Genomic DNA, 16181 nt, shown 5'->3' with positions numbered 1-16181 from the left:
TGGGTTCAGAACGTCGTGAGACAGTTCGGTCCCTATCTGCCGTGGGCGGAGGATACGTGAGAGGGTTCGTCCTTAGTACGAGAGGACCGGGATGAACCGACCGCTGGTGGACCAGTTGTCCTGCCAAGGGCACAGCTGGGTAGCCAAGTCGGGGAGGGATAAGCGCTGAAAGCATCTAAGCGCGAAGCCTGCCTCAAGATAACGTATCCCATTCCGTCAAGGAAGGAAGACCCCTTATAGACGATAAGGTAGATCGGTCCGGCGTGGAAGCGTCGTGAGGCGTGGAGCGGACGGATACGAATCGGTCGAGGCCTTCACCAAGGAAAATCCCTCTTGCTGAGACAGTTGGAAAGGGAAGAAGAGTCTGGTGACCATAGCGGAGGGGATACACGCGTACCCATCCCGAACACGACCGTGAAGACCTCCAGCGCCGAGCATACTTGGGGTGAAGACCCCTGGGAACCTAGGTCGTTGCCAGGCAACAGGAGTACAGGTGGCTGTTAAGTGTAGAGTTTCCCTCCTTGGGGACTCTACCTTACGGCCATTTTTTCTTTGCCTCGATGTAAACACTAAATGTAAACAATAAAAAACCTCCTATCTTAGGATTGCCACAATGGGGCATCTCGGTAGGAGGCTTTTTATATCATGATATTTGAATTTAGTTGCTGAGAAGTCCATTTAAAAAGAGATCAGCAAAAATTTGCGAAATTTGTTGAACCGTAAGAGAACCATCAGTTTGATACCAACGATATAGCCAATTGCAGGCTCCCAGTATGGCAAGTGCAGAAATCTTAGGGTGTTTTACAGAAAACTCGCCTTTTTGTTGCCCTTCCTGGAGTATGGACGTAACGAGATCAGTATATTTATCGGTTAATTCAATAATTGTACGGTGTTGAGTTTCTTCTAGCGCAAACGCGTCTCGCAAGAGTACAGTAATGGCTTCTCGGTTGACGGCGGAAATAGTGAGGTGATTTTCAATCATCTTTGCTAATTTTTTTTGAGGAGAAATATTTTCGTGGTTAATTTTTTCTAATGTTCGGTTGAACTCGCTGATGGCCTGATGAGCAATCTGCATCAATAGGTCTTCTTTGCTGTGAATATAGTGATATAAGCTGCCTTTTTGCAATCCTACGGCATCGGCAATATCTTGGACGGATGTAGCTCTGTAACCCTTTTGTTCAAACAACCTGACGGCTGCTTGGGCAATTTCAGTATGTTTGCTGGAGGACATCGACGAATTCAACCTTTCCTTATCCATTGAATACACCTAATCATGGAGTGTTCAATGTTCGAACTTTCTTTTCGACAAAGTTTGCATGTATCGAAAAGTTTACTGCCAATATGATTAACTTGCAATGATCTGCAATTCCTTCCACAGCTAAACATGTATGCGATTCAGTATAGCAAAAAACGGTATGGGGAATTCTAAAAGGTATTGGATTATATCTTTTTTAACCAACCCTTGCATATCAAACCCGACGTGTTATAATAAAGTCAAGGAAAGTCAAAGTCAAAAGAATTCCCATTACACGTTTACCAAACAGCATACGTGTTTCTTATTCAATGGCTTGTTCCCTTCTGATGTTGTTTGATGAACCGTTGCTAAGCAAACATCTTGCAACAGTGGGCAGGGAGGTCTGCATGGCTAGAAATATTACAGATATCATCGAAAGTCACTTGAAATCCATTATGAATCAAAGTTGCAATGGCATTATTGAATTGCAACGCAGCGAGTTGGCCGATCTCTTTAAATGTGTTCCGTCGCAAATCAATTATGTCATCAGTACCCGATTTACACTTGAGAAAGGGTACATTGTGGAATCCAAGCGAGGTGGAGGAGGATATATTCGAATTCGCCAAATTGAATCTCTTGACGATCCGCTTATGCAGGTTTTACAAGATTGGCCGAGCGAGATAAGTCAAAGAGAAGCAGAAGACATGATTGAGCGCTTGGAAAGGGAACAAGTCATGACGGAGAGAGAGGCAAACTTGATGCGTATGATGGTGAAAAGGGAAGTTTTGGCTGTCGATCTTCCCATACGCGACAGGCTTCGATCCAGATTGCTGAAATTTGTCTTGCAGGTTTTTTTGATGGAAAACGGCAATGAGGAAGAAAAGCGTCAAAAGGATTAATGCTCTCAGTCTCACTCCGTTTAGGAGGGATATTCGTGCTATGTCAAAAATGTCATGAACGACAAGCGAATGTTCATGTCAATCAAATTATCAACGGAAAATTAAGTGCCCTACATCTTTGTGAACAATGCGCAAAAGAGAGTGGCGATTTTTTGACCCAGTTTACAGGGGGGCAAAATCCATTTGATTTTCATCAGTTGCTCAGTGGACTGCTGAATATGGAGTCACCGACAGGGGTGAGTTCACCAAGTGTTTCCACACAAGTGCAATGCCAAAACTGCGGTATGACATACGCCCAGTTTAGCAAAGTAGGACGATTTGGTTGTCCGGAATGCTATGACAACTTTGAACAGCGTCTGGAGCCGTTGCTCCGACGTATTCAAAGTAACACCATGCATACAGGAAAAGTTCCCAATAAATCGGGAGAGCGTGTGAAAATGCGCAAGACGCTGGAAACTTTGCGCAGAGAACTACAACAAGCAATAGCTGCAGAACAGTTTGAACAAGCTGCGCAGTTGCGTGACAAAATTCGCGCTCTCGAATCGCAGATGGGAGAATGAACGCGGTCAATGCTCTTATGAAAGGCTGAAAAGACTGCGAAGCAAGGAGATGAAGCAGCATGTCACTCGGTGATTTTTTGCAAAGAGCAACCAGCCGCTGGATGAAAGAAGGCGGTCCGGAAGACGATATTATTTTAACGAGTCGTATCCGTGTGGCACGCAATTTGCAAGGGATGCCTTTTCCTATACTCCAGACAGACTCTCATGCGCATCAGGTGTTGGAGTCTATTCATACTGCTGTACAGCATCCTAGTATGCAAAAACTGGGTAACTTTGAGTGGATTAACTGCAAGGATCTAAGTGCCATTGATCGCCAAGTATTTGTAGAAAAACACCTCATCAGTCCAGATTTAGCTGAGTCGTACAAGCATGGAGCCGTCGTTCTGCGTGAAGATGAAGTCATCTCCATTATGATTAATGAGGAAGATCATCTGCGGATTCAGGTGATTATGCCGGGATTCCGATTGCAAGACGCCTGGCAATTAGCAAGTTCCGTAGACGATGCGCTTGAACAAAATGTAATGTACGCGTTTCATGATCGATTTGGCTATTTAACCGCTTGTCCAACCAATGTAGGAACAGGCATTCGGGCTTCGGTCATGATGCACTTGCCAGGGTTGGTTTTATCAGGGAATATTCAGCGATTGTTAAATGCCGTCTCACATGTCGGGCTCGCGGTCAGAGGAATTTATGGCGAAGGAACCGAGTCCTACGGCAATCTATTTCAAGTTTCCAATCAAATTACATTAGGCGAGACGGAAGAAGAAATTATTGGAAACTTGTCAAGTGTTGTACAACAACTGATTGATCATGAGCGTGCAGCTCGCAAAATGCTGCTTCAGCAAAACCGGGAAGCTCTTGAAGATCGTATTTGTCGGTCTTTTGGAATTCTCGCCTATGCGCGCAGAATGGATTCCAAAGAGACGCTGGAACGTCTGTCGGACGTTCGGTTAGGTATCGATCTCGGTATTTTGAAAGGTGTGTCGGCGGGCATTTTAAAGGAATTGATGGTGATGACCCAGCCAGCCTTTTTACAAAAATATTTCCATGAAGATTTATCTCCCGGGGAACGGGATGTACGTCGCGCGGCGCTTATCCGCGAACGTTTGAGACTTGATGATTCGGAGGTGCGTTAACTATGTATGCACGATTTACTGAACGAGCTCAAAAAGTATTGGCACTTGCTCAAGAAGAGGCAACCCGTCTTCACCATCCTGGTGTAGGGACGGAACATATTCTGCTAGGATTGGTGCGCGAAGGTGAAGGTATAGCAGCCAAAGCTTTAGCTGCGCTTGGAGTCAGTACGGAGAAAGTGCAGACAGAAGTTGAAAAAATGATTGGCCAAGGTCAAGGGGCAATTTCTGGACTTACCTATACACCGCGCGCCAAAAAAGTCATTGAACTCTCTATTGATGAAGCTCGCAAATTGAATCATAGCTTTGTTGGGACAGAGCATCTTTTACTCGGACTGATCCGAGAAGGAGAAGGTGTGGCTGCTAGAGTTTTAAACAATATGGGTGTTGGCCTGAACAAGGCTCGCCAACAGGTACTGCAATTGCTCGGTGGGGATGCAGCAGATTTGAGTTCGGAAAAAGAAAATTCTGCTGGAACTCCGACCCTGGACAATTTAGCACGCGATTTGACGCAAATGGCAAGAGATGGGAAACTCGATCCGGTGATTGGCAGGGCTGAAGAAATTGAACGTGTGATTCAAGTTTTGTCGCGTCGAACCAAGAATAATCCAGTCCTCATTGGCGAACCAGGTGTGGGTAAAACTGCTATTGCAGAAGGCTTGGCACAGCGCATAGTGTTGGGGGATATTCCAGAGACACTGCGTAATAAGCGTGTCATGGTACTTGATATGGGGACTGTCGTAGCAGGAACCAAGTATCGCGGTGAGTTTGAAGATCGTTTGAAAAAAATTATGGAAGAGATTCGTCAGGCGGGTAATGTCATCCTTTTCATTGATGAATTGCATACATTGATTGGTGCAGGTGGCGCAGAAGGAGCGATTGACGCCTCCAATATTCTTAAACCGGCGTTAGCTCGCGGTGAATTGCAGTGCATTGGCGCGACAACATTGGATGAGTACCGGAAGCATATTGAAAAAGATGCAGCACTGGAACGCCGCTTTCAGCCCATCACTGTGGATCAGCCTACACCTGAGGAAGCCATTCAAATTTTACACGGACTACGTGACCGATACGAAGCCCATCATCGTGTGAAAATTACCGATGAGGCGTTAGAAGCAGCTGTACGACTGTCAGATCGATATATTACAGATAGATTCCTTCCAGATAAGGCGATTGACTTGATTGATGAAGCAGGTTCGCGTGTGCGCTTGCGTACGCATACGGCCCCACCGAATCTTAAGGAATTAGAGAAAAAATTAGAAAAAATACGCGGTGAAAAAGATGCTGCAGTGCAGGCTCAAGAGTTTGAAAAAGCTGCTGCATTGCGCGATCAGGAACAAAAGCTGAAAAAAGAATTGGAGTCTCTGAAGAATGAATGGCAGAAAAACCAAGATCATCATGATGTCAAAGTGACGGCTGACGATATTGCGCACATTGTTGCTTCGTGGACGGGAATCCCGGTGAAACAGTTGGCACAAGAAGAATCGGATCGGCTGATGAATATGGAGAATGTTTTGCATAACCGTGTTGTTGGTCAAGAAGAAGCGGTGACAGCGGTTGCTCGTGCAATTCGTCGTGCGCGGGCTGGATTAAAAGATCCGAAGCGGCCGATTGGTTCATTTATCTTTCTTGGGCCGACCGGGGTTGGTAAGACAGAACTTGCACGGGCGCTTGCCGAGTCCATGTTTGGCGATGAGGACGCCATGATTCGAATTGACATGTCGGAATTCATGGAACGTCACTCGACGGCGCGTCTCGTCGGTGCACCTCCAGGTTATGTCGGATTTGACGAGGGTGGTCAACTGACGGAAAAAGTTCGGCGTAAACCTTATTCTGTGGTTTTACTTGACGAAATTGAAAAAGCACATCCTGAAGTTTTCAATATTTTGCTCCAAGTACTGGATGATGGTCGCTTGACTGACGGTAAAGGAAGGACAGTAGATTTTCGGAACACGGTTATCATCATGACTTCAAACGTTGGAGCCGAGTCAGTACGCAAAGGTGGCACACTTGGATTCAAGCCAGATCGAAGCAGTGAATATGAAGGTATGAAAAATAAAGTAATGGATGATTTGAAAAGGTCGTTCCGTCCAGAGTTTCTTAACCGGATCGACGAAATCATTGTCTTTCATCCACTTGATGAGAACCAGATTGGCCATATTGTGGATCTGATGGTTATTGACCTGCAGAAACGTCTACGCGAGCAAGATATAGAATTTACGCTAACAGACGAAGCTAAGGCGTTCCTGGCAAAAGAGGGATTTGATCCGCAATACGGAGCTCGACCGTTAAAACGCGCTATCCAACGCCATATTGAAGATAAATTGTCTGAGGCGCTTTTGTCAGGCATGCTCAAGAAGGGACAACGCGTAAAAATTGGTGTGGGCCCGGGTGGCTTGCAATTACAGCCAGCTGACGAAACCAGTTTAGTATAAGTTGGGTTTCATATGAAAAGTCCGGCAGGAAAACCTGCTGGATTATTTTTTGAGACATACTTTGACAACCTTTTATCGACAATTTGTCTAGATACGTTATGATGAAGGATAGCAATAGGTAGGGTAACGGTTGGAGTGAGGTTGGTTGGTCAAAGTCAAAACAAAGTTTGTCTGTCGCGAATGTGGCACGGAGTCGGTCAAGTGGTTGGGGCGATGTCCGGGTTGCGGTGAATGGAACACATTTGATGAAGAGCGAATGTCGCTTCCAGATAAGCGTCGGCCGCAATTTGCAGCGGCAAACATTGGTGTTGTCCGGACATCGATTGTGGATATTGAAGGTCATACGGAAGAACGCTCATCCTGCGGACTGCGCGAATTGGATTTTGTACTCGGTGGAGGTATCGTACCAGGCTCGTTGCTACTCTTCGGAGGAGATCCTGGTATAGGTAAATCAACGCTTCTTTTACAAATTGCCTATCATATCTCACAGCAGGGGAAGCGAGTGCTTTATGTATCTGGGGAAGAATCTGCGGCACAAATTAAGATGCGGGCTGAGCGGCTGGGAGCGTTGGCTCAAAGTCTCTATGTATTGGCTGAAACCGATCTCGATATCATTTTGCAGCAGGTAGAGGAGATGCGACCAGAGTTCATGATTGTGGACTCTATTCAGACAGTCTATCTACCTTCTCTATCATCAGCAGCTGGGAGCGTTTCACAAGTCAGGGAGTGTACAGGACTGCTCATGCGAGTAGCCAAACAAAATCGAATAGCAACTTGTATTGTTGGTCATGTCACTAAGGATGGAATGTTGGCAGGTCCGCGCGTGCTTGAACATATGGTTGACACGGTACTATACTTTGAGGGTGATCGGCATCATGATCAACGTGTCGTGCGTGCTGTCAAGAATCGTTTTGGTTCCACGAATGAACTGGCAGTATTTGAGATGCGGGAAAATGGTTTGCAAGAAGTCGTCAATCCGTCTGAGCTTTTTCTAGCAGAAAGGCCAACCAAGACGCCAGGCTCTGCCGTGGTTGTTGCATTGGAAGGTAGTCGTCCACTGATGCTGGAAATACAGGCGCTTGTTGCAATGTCCAGTTTTGGGACACCGCGTCGTTTGGCGACTGGTGCTGACGGATTGCGAATGAATATGTTACTTGCAGTGTTGGAAAGACGACTGGACATGCATTTACAGACATCGGATGCATATGTCAATATAGCTGGCGGTGTTCGGTGTGATGAACCCGCTTTGGATTTGGGAATGGCGATGGCTTTGGTTTCAAGTCACCGCAATCGTCCATTGCCTACAGGGGATGTTTATTTAGGGGAAATTGGTCTGACGGGTGAAGTACGGCGGGTTTCCAAACTTGAACAGCGCATCAAGGAAGCGGAGCGGCTTGGATTTGAACGCTGCATAGTGCCTCGTCAGAATGGACAGAGCGTATCACGCACGCATGGAAGCATTGAAGTAGTAGGTGTTCAGTCGGTTGTAGATGCGTTGAATTTAGCCTTTTTGGGGTGAAAATATGCGGGAAGACGCAAAGCGCGAGGCCATGGTTACTAAAATTTTGCGCATGGTCGCGCCAGGGACAGTGCTTCGGGAAGGGATAGAAAACATCCTGCGTGCAAAAACGGGCGGTCTGATTGTGGTGGGTGCCTCCGATACCGTTCTGTCCATTATGGATGGAGGTTTTTCTATACAATGCGAACTCACGCCAGCCAGCCTTTACGAACTGGCTAAAATGGACGGCGCCATTATAGTCAGCGACGATTTGAAACGTGTGCTTTATGCTAACACGAATCTCAATCCAGACCATACGATTCAGACGTCGGAGACAGGCACGCGCCATCGTACAGCCGAGCGAGTCGCCAAGCAAACCAATCAATTGGTTGTCTGCATCTCGCAACGGCGCAATGTAATTACGCTTTATCACGGATCTTTCAAGTATAGCCTGAAAGACATTGGTGTCATTTTGACAAAGGCAAATCAGGCCATTCAGACACTTGAAAAATATAAAGCAGTGCTCGATCAGGCATTAACCAATCTCAGTGCTCTCGAATTCGAAGAATTGGTAACTTTGCATGAGGTGACCAATGTTTTACAACGTTTTGAAATGGTTTTAAGGGTGCGAGCAGAAATTCGCCGTTATATTACAGAGCTTGGCAGTGAGGGTCGCCTCATTTCCATGCAGCTAGATGAATTGGTTTCGCGGGTGGATGAAGAAGCATACTTGCTGGTTAAAGATTTTGCTGTTACAGATGCTGAAGTTACACCGCATCAAATTCTTTCAAAAGTTCACGATCTCGGCACAGAGGAACTGCATGATGATCTTACGTTATCTCGTCTCTTGGGATACAGTGCAAATGTAGATCTTGCCGACGAGATAGTTCCTTCGCGGGGATATCGCATACTGAATAAAATTTCCCGTTTGCCACAGCCTGTTATTGAGAATCTGGTCGAGTATTTTGAAACCTTGAGCAATGTTCTTGCGGCTTCGGTAGAGGAACTGGATGAAGTTGAAGGCATTGGCGCTGTTCGAGCACGCATGATTCAAGATGGATTAAAACGCATTCAGGAGCAAGTATTTATCGATCGCCACATATAAAAAATCTATGCGTAGAGACGCTTTTTTCATATGGGTTTGATGGCAGTTTGACGGGGATAGAATTTGCTATTTGGAGAGAGGGTGTCAGCATGAGCAGGTGGGTTCCTAGTCTATTGACCCTGACCAACCTCTTTTTTGGACTGATTGCCATAGCTTTGTCCGAAAATGGGCGTGTGGGGGCTGCCTCTATCCTTATACTTTCGGGAATGCTCATTGATGCGTTTGATGGTCGTGTTGCGCGTTTTCTAAAAGCGGAAAGCGAATTTGGTCGACAATTGGATTCTTTGGCTGATGTTGTGACGTTTGGAGTTGCGCCCATGGCAGTACTCTATTCTCTATGTTTACGCAATCTTGGAATTTTTGGGGCGCTCGTCGGTTTAATTTTTCCTGCTTGCGGTATTTTGCGTTTGGCGCGCTTTCATGTAGAAAATGGTCCGCGACGATATTTTATTGGACTTCCAATTACAGCAGCCGGAGGCGTTTCTGCAGCATTGGCACTTTGTTACAACCTGCTTCCAGAGCCATCTGTCTTTCTTCCTGTTTGTGTCCTTTTGCTTTCCTTTTTAATGGTAAGCCATGTGCGCTATCCAAATTTTAAACGTATCTCTTTCCCTCAGTCTGCCTTGATTGGTATTCCTCTTTTGGCTTTGGGGGTTTACCTGGTTGTTCGCTATGGCCATTCGTTTGCCGGAAGCCTTGTTGTTCTGGCCTTTCTAATCTATCTTGTGTTTGGAGCAGCACGTGCTCTTCGCAAGCAACGTTTTGACAAAGAAGAGAGCTTAGACGAAAAATCACTGCCACCATCGAATGTAAATCCTTAGGGGCGGATCAAAAAGTCGCAGTTGAACAGTAACCTTTGACGCTTATAGTTAGGCGTGATAGACTAAAATTGGTTGACCATAATATTCAAAATACTTTTCCATAGGCTCCAGCAAGCTCATGTAAAATACAGTGAGTTTTTATGGAGCTTATCACGTCTATATCCATAGTTTAATTTTACGGGTATGAAGATTAGCAGGGTAGGGTGTTTGACTATACTGATGGATAAGCTTGGTTAGCTGCAGGAGGTGACAGGAACGTGTTGAAAAAAGTCGTTCATCTGTTTTTTGCCATCATAGGTTTTGCTTTGGGGTATGCATTAATTCCGCACTTATTCCGCTCAATATTTCATATTGTGAAAAACCCGGTCCTGGACTCCCATCTTTTTGGAGCGGCACTGGGTGCGGCGATTTTCATTCTCGCTACCATGTGGCTGGTCAACTATGTAACAGCGCTCATTCGCTGGGTAGAAGAGCGACTGAAATTATCTCCTTTGGCCGATGTGCTGGGCGGTACGGTAGGTGTTGTTCTGGGGCTTTTGGTCGCCTATCTCTTTTCTGCAGAAATACGAGTGATTCCGATTGTTGGAATACCTTTGCAATTCTTTTTCTCCTTGCTATTGGCTTACCTTGGTTTGCGAATTGGGTTTACGAAAAGAGAAGATTTTATCAATCTTTTTTCCGGCAGGCTTGGTAATCGAGATCGGGATAAAGAAAAAGAGAGAGACAAGGATGCGAAAGAACGTGCAAAGAATCAAGGCTTTCGCGTTGGAGAAGCGAAGTTGCTTGACACTTCTGTCATTATTGATGGCCGTATAGCTGATTTGGTGCAAACAGGGTTTTTGGATGGCGTGCTCGTGATACCGTCGTTTGTGCTCAATGAATTGCAGCATATTGCCGACTCCTCTGATGTCCTCAAGCGCAATCGAGGTCGACGGGGATTGGATGTGCTCAATCGAATTCAGAAAGAATTGAAAGTGAAAGTTCAGGTTATGGAAATCGATTTTGAAGATATTCCAGAAGTGGATAGTAAACTTGTCAAATTGGCCAAACAGTTGAACGGCAAGGTTGTTACAAATGATTTCAATCTCAACAAGGTGTGTGAATTGCAAGGTGTTGCTGTCTTAAATATTAATGATTTAGCCAATGCACTTAAGCCTGTGGTGCTACCTGGAGAGGAGATGTGCGTGCAGGTGATAAAAGACGGCAAGGAACAGAATCAAGGTGTTGCTTATCTGGATGACGGAACCATGATTGTGATAGAAGGCGGTCGCGATTATATTGGTGGGAAGCTGGACGTTTTGGTGACGAGTGTCCTGCAAACTTCGGCGGGTCGAATGATTTTTGCTAAGCCCAAACTTTTGGAACGCGCGTTGTAATTCCGTTTTGCAATGGCTGGCCGCAGGAATCTGACAAAGGTTCCTGCGGCCATCTGTATGATGGAATATGTGCAGAACTTGCATCTTTGTACAAAGAAGTGTAGAAACGAGGATAGGTCTGTGAGGCTATCGGTATCCACGAGACAAATGCTGGAGAGGCGGGGGCAACAGCATGAGTTCGCGGCTGAGTGTATTGTTGGCTGCTGGCAGCGGTCGAAGAATGGGGTTTGTAAAACAGTTTCAAAAGCTTGGCAATCGTCCGGTTTGGAAGTGGTCGCTGGAAACGCTGTTTGCCGCTGGTGTGAGTCGCGTTGCCTTCATTGTGCCTGAAGATGATGTGCCTCTGATGGAAGAGGCTCTGCGAGATGATCCAAACAGTGAGCGGGTACTGGTTGCGGCGGGTGGCAACACGCGAGGGCAATCCAGCCAACGCGGTATTTTACGATTGTTAGCAGACATCGCCATCGAGAATTGGCAGAGCACGTATATTTGTGTTCATGATGCTGCGCGCCCCTTTTTAACCGTACACGATACGGTGCGGGTTTTTGAACGAGCAGAAGTAACAGGGGCTGCTATACTTGCGCAGCGTTGCAAAGACACTGTCAAAGAAGAACAAAACGGCGTAATTGTCCGGACGTTGCCGAGAGAAGCGCTCTGGTTAGCACAGACTCCGCAATGCGCTCGTGCGGATTGGTTTGTGGATGCTTATAAAAAGTGTGATGTGGACTGTGTTACAGATGAAGCGATGCTTCTTGAGGCTTGCGGGCGCAAGGTGGAACTTGTGGAAGTTCAATCATTTAACGGCAAGTTAACCGTTCCTGAAGATTGGAAATACGCGGAATGGCTTGTTATGGAAAAGGGGCAGAGCGAATGAGAATCGGATATGGTTTTGATGTTCATTCTTTTGCTGAAGAACGTCCCTTGTTACTAGGCGGGGTACGAATAGCTGAACATGGTGGTTTGTTGGGTCATTCCGATGCGGATGTACTTTTACACGCCATCATGGATGCTTTGCTCGGAGCCTTGGCGTTGGGAGATATCGGAAAACATTTCCCAAACACAGATCCGCAATATCGAGATGCTGACAGTTTATTACTCTTGCGCCACGTGTATGCTATGATTCGCAACGAGGGCTATAAACTTGGCAATTTGGATACGATGGTACTTGCAGAACAGCCTAAAATTGCACCGCATATTTCTGCCATGCAAAGACAAATTGCCCATGCTCTAGAGTCACACGAAGGCCAAATATCTATCAAGGCTACAACAATGGAAAAGATGGGGTTTGTAGGTCGTGGAGAAGGAATCGCTGCTCAAGCGGTTGTGCTCTTGTTGGCAGATACGGATTGACGTAAATGACTATGAGTCATGAGTCACTCTCAATAGGGAAAAGTATGAAAGGGGAAACATGATTGATGACAGTAAGAGTTCGTTACGCCCCGAGTCCCACGGGTCATTTACATATTGGTGGAGTGCGTACAGCCCTTTTTAACTATTTATTTGCTAAGCGGCACGGTGGAGACTTTATACTGCGCGTCGAAGATACGGATTTAGATCGCAATGTGCCTGGTGCTGAACAGGAAACAATGGAAGGCTTTCGTTGGTTAGGTCTTTCATGGCAGGAAGGTCCGGATATAGGTGGGCCGCATGCGCCGTATCGCTGCACAGAACGTCTTTCGCTCTATGAAGAAGCGTTGCAAAAACTTTTAAATACAGGCGCAGCTTATCCGTGTTTCTGCACAGAAGAAGAATTGGCAGCCGAGCGTGAACAAGCCGCCGCCGTTGGACAGATGCCCCGATATAGTGGAAAATGTCGGGGGTTGAGTGCTGAAAGGCAACAGGAGTTGATAGCACAAGGTAGAAAGCCAAGCTATCGACTGGCCGTGCCTCAAGGTATACAACTTTCTTTCGACGACCATATTCGTGGCCACGTAGAATTTTTAAGTGACGATCTCGGTGATTTTGTCATTTATAAATCGAATGGCATGCCTACGTATAATTTTCAAGTTGTCATTGACGATGCGGCCATGCAAATTACCCATGTGATTCGTGGTGAGGAACATTTATCCAATACTCCTCGCCAATTGCTTGTCTATCGAGCGTTGCAATTAACACCGCCTGTTTTTGCTCATTTACCCCAGGTATTAAATACGGATCGAAAGAAATTGAGCAAGCGCGATCCGAATGTACAGCCTGTAGATGCTTATCGGTATGAAGGGTACCTTCCTGCGGCGATTGTCAATTTTCTCGCTCTTCTTGGTTGGTCGCCGGGTGGAGAAGAAGAAATTCTCAGTTTACAGTCTCTAGAAGAAAAGTTTAGTTTAGAACGAGTCAATCGCAGCGGTGCTGTATTTGATGTGGACAAGCTGCGCTGGATGGCAGCTCAGTACATCAAAGCTTCAAGCCGTGAAGAACTTTTGCCCTTGGTAGAAAAACAATTGCATGAAAAGCACTGGCCGCTTCCGCAAGGCAAGGATTTGGACTGGTTGTGGGCAGTGGTGGAGCTTGTGCGTGAGGGGGCGGCTTCAGCTCGTCAAGTGATTGAAGCGGCTGCAGGTTTCTTCCAGACATCTGTCGATTATCCGGAAAGTATACGAATGGCGTTGCAAGAGACTACAGCGAAACAAGTGGTAGAACGATTTGCCGAGAAGTTTGCAGAAATTCCCTGTTGGACCCCTGAAGTGGGAAAAGAAGCTTTGAAAACTTTATCCAAAGAACTTTCCCTAAAAGGGAAACCACTTTTTATGCCCATTCGTATGGCGGTGACCGGAAGTGAACACGGACCTGATTTGCAACAAACATTAACGCTGCTTCCCCGAGAATGGGTTTTACAGCGATTAGCTGCTGCAAGCCAAGTTTGACAAAGGTTTGATTTCTGAACACAATAGGTATGAAATTGAGGAATGGATCGAAAACAGTGCGAAGAGTAGTTCAGAGAGAGTCAGGCAGAGAGACGGCGTCCCGTTGACTCAGTGGTGACGTGGGCTGTGAGCGCCGTTTGGCAACTTTGAATGAAGTGCGCGCGCTGCTTTATTGGGAGGAACGGCTGCTTGCTCAGTAAAACCCAACGGTAGGTCGACCCGTTATCGTCGCAGAAAGATTCACTGTGCTGTTATCACAGTGAAATCAGAGTGGAACCGCGATTGAGCCCGCCTCTGAATACAGGGGTGGGCTGTTTGCATGAAATGGACATCAAGCGGTGTGGCAGATATAGAATGAGGCAAGCAGGAAAGACGGAAAGGAGAGTTACACGGTGAGTATTCGCTTGTACAACACTTTGACGGGTGAAAAAGAGTTATTGGAGACTTTAGAACCAGGCGTAGTCAAGTTTTACGCCTGCGGTCCTACTGTTTATAACCTTTTTCATATTGGCAATGGCCGGATGTTTGTGGTTTTTGATACGATTCGCCGTTATTTGGAATATCGTGGCTATGAAGTGAGATATGTTCAAAATTTTACAGATGTGGATGATCGCATTATTCAACGTGCCAATGAGACCGGTGAAGGGGTGCGATCGGTTGCCAATCATTATATTGAAGCGTATTTTGAGGATGCCGATCGACTGAATATCCGCAGAGCGACGGTTCATCCACGTGTTACGGAATGCATCCCTGATATTATTCGCTTTATTGAGGAACTCATGGCTAAAGGGCATGCATACGAACGGGGTGGTACAGTCTATTTCGATACGTACACGTTTAGCGACTACGGTAAACTTTCAGGTCAGTCACTGGATAGCATGCGAGCAGGGTTTCGCGTTGACGTGATTGAAGATAAAAAACATCCAACAGATTTTGCTCTCTGGAAAGCAGCTAAACCAGATGAGGAATTTTGGCCGAGCCCATGGGGAAATGGGCGTCCAGGTTGGCACATTGAGTGCTCGGTGATGAATGAAAAATATCTTGGAGAGCAAATCGATATCCATGCTGGTGGACGTGACTTGGTCTTTCCTCATCATGAAAACGAGATCGCCCAAACGGAAGCGAAAACTGGAAAACTGTTTGCCCGATACTGGCTTCATAATGGCACGTTGAATATCAATGGCGAGAAAATGTCCAAATCAACCGGGAATTTCATTATGACGCGCGATTTGTTGAATCAAAAGGACCCTCGCGCCATTCGCTTGTTTTTGCTTAGTGCTCATTATCGTCATCCGTTGAACTATACGGAAGAAGCTCTCGGTCACTGGGAAAATGCGTTGGGCAGAATTGACCGTACACTGCGCAATTTGGAATTCCGTCGTCAAGCCATTCTCCAGGCTCCGGAGTTTCTCTCGATCCGTTCTGGGCCGCAGAAATCAACTGAGCAGGAAGTGGAATCCACGCGCAGTGCGTTTATACGTGAGATGGATGACGATTTTAATACTGCGGATGCCATTGCAGTCTTGTTTGAAGGGGTGCGTTTAGCGAATCAAACACTGGCCGATGATACGGCTACTTTAGGAGATGTGGAAATTTGGAGTCAGCTATTGACTGAATGCCTGGATGTTCTTGGAATTGGTCTGCCTCAAGAACAGTCGCAAGTAGAAGTTGCTGAGATTGAACAACTTTTGGAGGAGCGACGTCAGGCGCGTCTCCAACGTGATTTTGCGCGTGCTGATGAGATTCGGGCTTGGCTTTTGGAGCGGGGAATAGTGATTGAGGACACGGCGCAAGGCACGCGCTGGATACGCCAATGATAGGAGATGTATGGAGTGGATTGCGCAAGGATTGGATGACACCGCTGGTTTATGCGTTTGTTGGCGATGCCGTCTGGGAAGTGTATGTGCGGGCACATGTACTGGCCAAGGGAGCTGGCAAAATGCGCGATATTCATTTGCGGTGCAGCCGCTATTCGCGCGCGTCGGCGCAAGCATCGGTTTTGCGATTCTTGGAATCTAGGTTGACTGAGGAGGAAAAGGAATGGGTACGCCGTGGACGTAACGCCAAGTCAGGGCATGTTCCCAAAAACGCAGATCTGATGGAATATCGCTATAGCACAGCTTTTGAAGCCTTGCTCGGTCATCTTTCAGTAGATGGGCAGAATCAGCGTTTAGAATATATTGTCCAATCTGCGCTCGCTTGGTTGGATGAGCAAGATCATCATTAGGATTGGTGAACAATGGAATACAAAGGTGAGGA

At 46.4% G+C, this 16181-nt stretch carries 14 protein-coding genes and 2 rRNA genes; 15 read left to right on the top strand and 1 reads right to left on the bottom strand.

Going from position 1 to position 16181, the window contains the following annotated elements:
- Nucleotides 1-321, top strand: a 23S ribosomal RNA gene (locus BUA75_RS12465); the annotation flags it as partial.
- 42 nt (nt 322-363) lie between these two features.
- Nucleotides 364-480: ribosomal RNA gene (rrf, locus tag BUA75_RS12460) — 5S ribosomal RNA — on the top strand.
- Between the two features lie 178 nt (nt 481-658).
- Here rrf and BUA75_RS12455 read toward each other — a convergent pair.
- The gene (locus BUA75_RS12455; protein WP_072874926.1) at nt 659-1231 is read right to left on the bottom strand and encodes a TetR/AcrR family transcriptional regulator; all 573 of its coding nucleotides are present in this window, start codon (nt 1229-1231) and stop codon (nt 659-661) included.
- A 410-nt stretch (nt 1232-1641) separates the two neighbouring features.
- Between BUA75_RS12455 and BUA75_RS12450 the strand changes: the two genes are divergently transcribed.
- The 13 genes from BUA75_RS12450 to BUA75_RS12390 all read left to right on the top strand — a co-directional run bounded on the left by BUA75_RS12450 (nt 1642) and on the right by BUA75_RS12390 (nt 16149).
- A complete protein-coding gene (locus tag BUA75_RS12450; protein ID WP_072874925.1) occupies nt 1642-2133 on the top strand; it encodes a CtsR family transcriptional regulator in 492 nt (163 codons plus the stop codon).
- Between the two features lie 35 nt (nt 2134-2168).
- A complete protein-coding gene (locus BUA75_RS12445; protein ID WP_072874924.1) occupies nt 2169-2693 on the top strand; it encodes a UvrB/UvrC motif-containing protein in 525 nt (174 codons plus the stop codon).
- A 59-nt stretch (nt 2694-2752) separates the two neighbouring features.
- A complete protein-coding gene (mcsB, locus tag BUA75_RS12440) occupies nt 2753-3829 on the top strand; it encodes a protein arginine kinase (protein ID WP_072874923.1) in 1077 nt (358 codons plus the stop codon).
- Nucleotides 3830-3831: 2 nt separating this feature from the next.
- Entirely contained in the window at nt 3832-6261 is a 2430-nt protein-coding gene (locus tag BUA75_RS12435; RefSeq protein WP_072874922.1) for an ATP-dependent Clp protease ATP-binding subunit, read from the top strand.
- 145 nt (nt 6262-6406) lie between these two features.
- The gene (gene radA / locus BUA75_RS12430) at nt 6407-7780 is read left to right on the top strand and encodes a DNA repair protein RadA (RefSeq protein WP_072874921.1); all 1374 of its coding nucleotides are present in this window, start codon (nt 6407-6409) and stop codon (nt 7778-7780) included.
- A 4-nt stretch (nt 7781-7784) separates the two neighbouring features.
- Nucleotides 7785-8864 carry a DNA integrity scanning diadenylate cyclase DisA gene (gene disA, locus BUA75_RS12425; protein WP_072874920.1) on the top strand — a complete coding sequence of 360 codons (1080 nt, stop codon included), beginning with the start codon at nt 7785-7787 and terminating at the stop codon, nt 8862-8864.
- Nucleotides 8865-8953: 89 nt separating this feature from the next.
- Nucleotides 8954-9685, top strand: coding sequence for a CDP-diacylglycerol--serine O-phosphatidyltransferase (gene pssA / locus BUA75_RS12420; RefSeq protein ID WP_072874919.1), 732 nt, complete (start codon nt 8954-8956; stop codon nt 9683-9685).
- A gap of 257 nt (nt 9686-9942) precedes the next feature.
- Nucleotides 9943-11061, top strand: coding sequence for a PIN/TRAM domain-containing protein (locus BUA75_RS12415; RefSeq protein WP_072874918.1), 1119 nt, complete (start codon nt 9943-9945; stop codon nt 11059-11061).
- 172 nt (nt 11062-11233) lie between these two features.
- The gene (locus tag BUA75_RS12410) at nt 11234-11935 is read left to right on the top strand and encodes an IspD/TarI family cytidylyltransferase (RefSeq protein ID WP_072874917.1); all 702 of its coding nucleotides are present in this window, start codon (nt 11234-11236) and stop codon (nt 11933-11935) included.
- Nucleotides 11932-12411 (top strand): 2-C-methyl-D-erythritol 2,4-cyclodiphosphate synthase, encoded by a 480-nt coding sequence (gene ispF / locus BUA75_RS12405; protein WP_072874916.1) that lies wholly within the window; start codon nt 11932-11934, stop codon nt 12409-12411. Before BUA75_RS12410 ends, ispF begins: the two co-directional genes overlap by 4 nt.
- Before the next feature lie 65 nt (nt 12412-12476).
- Nucleotides 12477-13922 carry a glutamate--tRNA ligase gene (gene gltX, locus BUA75_RS12400; protein WP_072874915.1) on the top strand — a complete coding sequence of 482 codons (1446 nt, stop codon included), beginning with the start codon at nt 12477-12479 and terminating at the stop codon, nt 13920-13922.
- A gap of 392 nt (nt 13923-14314) precedes the next feature.
- Nucleotides 14315-15739: a cysteine--tRNA ligase gene (gene cysS / locus BUA75_RS12395; protein ID WP_072874914.1), complete on the top strand. Its 1425-nt coding sequence runs from the start codon at nt 14315-14317 to the stop codon at nt 15737-15739.
- Nucleotides 15736-16149 carry a Mini-ribonuclease 3 gene (locus BUA75_RS12390; RefSeq protein ID WP_072874913.1) on the top strand — a complete coding sequence of 138 codons (414 nt, stop codon included), beginning with the start codon at nt 15736-15738 and terminating at the stop codon, nt 16147-16149. Before cysS ends, BUA75_RS12390 begins: the two co-directional genes overlap by 4 nt.
- The last annotated feature ends 32 nt before the right edge of the window (nt 16150-16181 follow it).

It is taken from the genome of Alicyclobacillus tolerans (assembly GCF_900142255.1).
In the GTDB taxonomy this organism is placed as follows: Bacteria; Bacillota; Bacilli; order Alicyclobacillales; family Alicyclobacillaceae; genus Alicyclobacillus_I; species Alicyclobacillus_I tolerans.
This window is presented reverse-complemented; position numbering and strand designations above follow the sequence as displayed.